The 4187-nt window shown below is 64.8% G+C and carries 4 protein-coding genes; 2 read left to right on the plus strand and 2 right to left on the minus strand.

Features of this window, described 5'->3' with window-relative positions; translation table 11 throughout:
• Positions 1 to 606: 606 nt before the first annotated feature.
• Positions 607 to 2025 (plus strand): tyrosine-type recombinase/integrase, encoded by a 1419-nt coding sequence (locus U9983_RS26550; RefSeq protein ID WP_322756631.1) that lies wholly within the window; start codon positions 607 to 609, stop codon positions 2023 to 2025.
• A gap of 38 nt (positions 2026 to 2063) precedes the next feature.
• On the opposite strand, the gene U9983_RS26555 is transcribed toward U9983_RS26550, so the two are convergent.
• Both U9983_RS26555 and U9983_RS26560 read right to left on the minus strand, forming a co-directional pair.
• On the minus strand, positions 2064 to 2273 hold the full coding sequence (locus U9983_RS26555; RefSeq protein ID WP_322747555.1) for a hypothetical protein: 210 nt from the start codon (positions 2271 to 2273) through the stop codon (positions 2064 to 2066).
• Positions 2274 to 2666: 393 nt separating this feature from the next.
• Complete coding sequence (locus tag U9983_RS26560) at positions 2667 to 2999, minus strand: hypothetical protein (protein WP_322756632.1); 333 nt, start codon at positions 2997 to 2999, stop codon at positions 2667 to 2669.
• A gap of 251 nt (positions 3000 to 3250) precedes the next feature.
• Here U9983_RS26560 and U9983_RS26565 point away from each other — a divergent pair, with 251 nt between their 5' ends.
• Positions 3251 to 3811 carry a hypothetical protein gene (locus U9983_RS26565; RefSeq protein WP_322756633.1) on the plus strand — a complete coding sequence of 187 codons (561 nt, stop codon included), beginning with the start codon at positions 3251 to 3253 and terminating at the stop codon, positions 3809 to 3811.
• Positions 3812 to 4187: the final 376 nt, after the last annotated feature.

Raw genomic sequence — 4187 nt, forward strand, 5'->3', positions numbered from 1 at the left:
TCGGTGTCCTCGGTGTCCTCGGTGCTGACCGCTGCCCTAGCCAACCGGCTCCTCCACGACGCTCGCCCCATCCCCATCAAGATTTTCTTGGTGGGGAGTTCCGCTTGAGGGGGGCGGATTCACACTGCGCGGGTGAAGCGGGGTCGTCGGCCGATTCCGCGTGGTCAAGGAGGTTCGGTCGTGACCCGTGTGTGTTTTCAGTCCTGGGATGGCGGCGGTTGGGTCGGCGTGCAGCGGTGGCCGGTCAGCTCGCAACTGGGGCCGGTCGGGTCGGGCGGTGGCCGGGGGTGGCCGGGTTGGCGGGGTCTGGATGCGGGGGAGCGTCGGCTGGCGTTCGAGTCGCCTTGGTTAGTGGGACCAGAAGCGAAACGAGGCGATCATGACCATTTCTGCCCGCGCGCACCCGCGCACCCGGATGCAGGCCGGTGGCTCCGATATCGCGGCGGTATCGGCCGCACGGCCTGCATGTTGGGGAGGTGAGGGCCGGTGAAGGGTTCGGTGTACAAGCGGTGCGGGTGCCGTGATCCACAGTCTGGGCGGAAGATTGGCCGGAGCTGTCCCCGGCTGGACCGGTCGGATCACGGTGCCTGGTGGTTCCTGCACGATGTGCCACCCGGGCAGGACGGCCGTCGGCGCCGGACGATGGGCGGCCCGTTCCCGACCCGCGGCATCGCCGAAACCGAGTTGGCCAAGGCATTGGCCCGGCTGCACACCGGCGGCCACACCGACACCGATCGTGAACTGACAGTCGCCCGGTATCTGGACGACTGGATGGAGGGAAAGGTCAAGCTACGGGCCTCGACGCGGCGGTCGTATGAAAGCCACATTCGGCTGTACCTGAAGCCGGGTCTGGGTCATCTCCGGCTCGCGGACCTGCGTGATCATCATGTGGAGCAGTTATATGCCGCGATGCGGCAGATCGGCCATGCCTCGAAGGAAGGGAAACCGTCGCCGTTGCTGCGGCGGCTGGTGGAGGTCCGCCAGGACAGTCCGGATCGGCGGCGGCCGATGAGCCCGGCGCGGATCCGGCGGGTGCATGCGACGGTGATGAGTGCGTTGAACAGTGCGGTGAAACGGCGGAAGATCTCGCATAATCCGGCGCAGTATGTCGAGTTGGCCTCGGGGCGTGCTCCCAAGCCGTTGGTGTGGACCGCCGGGCGGGTGGCTGCCTGGCAGAACAGCGGCCGGCGGCCGTCGCCGGTGATGGTGTGGACGCCGGCGCAGGCGGGGGCGTTTCTCGATTTTGCCGCGGCGGACCGGTTGTATCCGTTGTGGCATCTGGTTGCCTATCGGGGTCCGCGCCGGGGCGAGGCGGTCGCTCTGGGCTGGGCTGACGTTGACCTGGACGCGGGTAGCGCGTATATCCGTGACAACCTGCCCGATCCTGATGATTTCGGTGAGGACGAGTGGGGGGACCCGAAGAGCGACGCCGGGTTCCGCCCGATCAGCCTCGACAGCCGCACCGTCACCGTTCTGGTCACCTGGCGGGCGACGCAGAACGCGGAGCGTCTCCTCCACGGGCCGGACTGGGTCGACTGCGGCCGGGTGTTCACGCATGAGAATGGCCGGCGGTTGACCCCGAACGGTGTGTCGCAACGCTTTGACCGGCTGCTCGCCCGGTTCACCACGATCCGGCGGGAGCATGAGGACAAAGGCTGGGACACGGCGTTCCTCGCGGCACGCCACCGCATGCCCGTCGTCGCTATCGAGACCGCGTTGGCGTTCGGGCCGTTGCCACCCATCCGACTACATGATCTTCGTCATACCGCGGCCAGCCTCACCTACCGGGCGACGCGGGATCTGAAGTTGGTGTCGGAGTTGCTGGGTCATTCCAGCATTCAGTTCACCAGCGACGTGTATACGTCGATCTTCGAGGAGGTGGATCGGGACGCCGCGGAGGCGGTCGCGGATATCGTTCCGCGCGCGCACCGTCCGGCCGGTTCCGCACCTGAGGGCACGGTCGCGACCGATAGTCCGATGGGAACAGTCGTCAATTTTGATCGGGGAAAGGATGTGACCGGGTAGGGCTGCGGTGTCTGCCCGTGAGGGGGCCGGGGCTGGTGTTACAGCAGCTCGGCGCGTCGTAGGGCCGGTTCGGTCCGGACGTTCTCGAGAAAGACGGCGGTTGTCTGTTCCTCGTGCAGGTCGTCGAGGGTGTCGCCGTCGGTGGTTGCCGCGGGCAGCGTGGCGACGGTGGCGGCCACGTCGCCGGCGTCGGTGGCCCAGGAGAGCACGAGCGCACGGCGGGCGGGGTTGTAGGCGTAGCGGCTCATCGTCCGGCCTGTCCTCGCGCTCTCGGTTTCATCCATCGCCCACTGTGGCGGTCGTCGATGCTCGACGACCGGGAAGCACTGTCCGTAGTTGCCATCCGCGGGAGGAAATATGGTTGCTGTTGCAACGTCACCACCACGTCACCACCAGGGCTAGTTGTGGATCTCTATGGCGATCTCCGTGACCTGTTCGTGCAGGTCAGCGGGTGTGGGGCGGGTGGGACTCGAACCCACGACCGACGGATTATGAGCTGTCATGTACTTCGTCCGTCTATGTCCGCTGACGTCCGCCGATGCAGGTCACAGACTTGATCCTTTCCGTGGATGTTCGCTCGCGTCCGTGGTCGTCAGCGGGCTTGGCTGCCATCCTGGCTGCCAGCGCCTCGTACGTCTGCCTCAGCAAAACACCTCGAAGCCCAGGAGCTGTTTGTCGTCACGGTGCCACACCGCCGCGGCATAGGTCAGGCCCTCGGCGTCGCGCTGGGCGCCGTACCGTCCTGAATCCTGGCAGTACGGCCGGATCTGCTGCCAGCGGTGCACCGCTTCGGTCGGCGTCAGCCACTGCATCGGGCGGTCGAAACCGTGGATGACGACACGCCGTGCGTTGGCGAGGTGGCGTTCCACGTCGTGGACGTCGGCCCACTCGCCTCTGACGCGGTGCCACTGCTGCCCCTCGTCGTCCCACAGCTGGTCATCAAGAACCCGGTTCCGCGGAGATCTGTTCCTCACCAACCAACACTGGCACACGTTCTGACCCGCAGATTAAGAGTAGAAGGCGGTTTGTCCGTAGATATCCGTAGATGTCCGCGGACGTCCGCCGTGTCGGCGTGACCTGGGCTCACCGTCCGCCGGTGTTCGTGCTCGTCCGCCGACGTCCGCCGACTTGGGTACACCAATGGGGACACATGTCCATATTCGAACAGGTCTGAGACGGAACCCCCAATGGGGATCTGTAGCCCAGTGTGACAGACTGAATGGTCATGAGTTGGGACATCGTTTTGAAGATCGCCGGTCCGCTGGCGGCAGGAGTGGGCATCCTTCTCCGCCGAGGTGGACCGCATCGCACCCGTGCCGCGATCAGCGACAATCTCAATCTCCTCCAAAAACTGCCGAGGGAGCACGCTGCACGCCAGATTCTTGACCTACACATCACGAATCTCACTTGGCGGCTGGCCCATGACGAGCTGGATGAGGTTGCACGGCGTCGAGATTTAACTCAGGTGGGGCTTTCGTTCGTGTGGCTACTCGGCTTCGGTTACTGGACATGGAAGCTGTATGTGAGCCACTCGCATTGGTTCTGGCTCACTGGACTGGCCACGGTTCTTGGCGTATCTATGGTCGCTAACGATCTTCAGGGTCGACGACCCAAGAAGGAGTCAGCTGGGTTAATCCAGCTCACGGCGGAACCGACTGCCCCATACTCGGTGTCAGTCAGCGCTCAACCTCTTGCGGAGTCGGGCGGTTCGCCGATAGCCGTCAGTAACATCGTCACGTCGGAGAGCGTGACCCATCCTGTACTTGTTGTCCACCCAGCCACCTAATTTCGTGTCGTCCGAAACCGGCGCGACCACATGCGCCGCCCACTTGATTACAAGAGCAAGGCAGACCGTCTGCTGATGTTCGTGGACGTCCGGTGACCTGGACCGGGCGTCCACCGGCGTCCGTGCCTGTTCGCGGACGTCCGCCGGCTCGGGTACAAGGTCGGGTACACGAGGGCGACACGTTCCAAGCTTGGGAAACCTGTGCGGTTACCGTTGCTGACCTGCTCTGGAGCACTCCGGCCCAGGTCAGCAGCGGTCCAGCTCTCGCCAGAGACCACAGATCAGATCACATGCTGACCGTTGCTACTGGCACGCGAATGGCACGCCGAGGGCCGTTGATCCGTAGTTTGCTCGGGATCTTCCGTGGACGTCCGCT

This window comes from Protofrankia sp. Cas3 (assembly GCF_963555955.1).
Taxonomy (GTDB): domain Bacteria; phylum Actinomycetota; class Actinomycetes; order Frankiales; family Frankiaceae; genus Protofrankia.

What these genes read in the sequence shown, in the direction of transcription:
- U9983_RS26555 (WP_322747555.1), bottom strand. Translation starts at nt 2,273, where the DNA reads ATGAGCCGCTACGCCTACAACCCCGCCCGCCGTGCGCTCGTGCTCTCC.
- U9983_RS26565 (WP_322756633.1), top strand. Translation starts at nt 3,251, where the DNA reads ATGAGTTGGGACATCGTTTTGAAGATCGCCGGTCCGCTGGCGGCAGGA.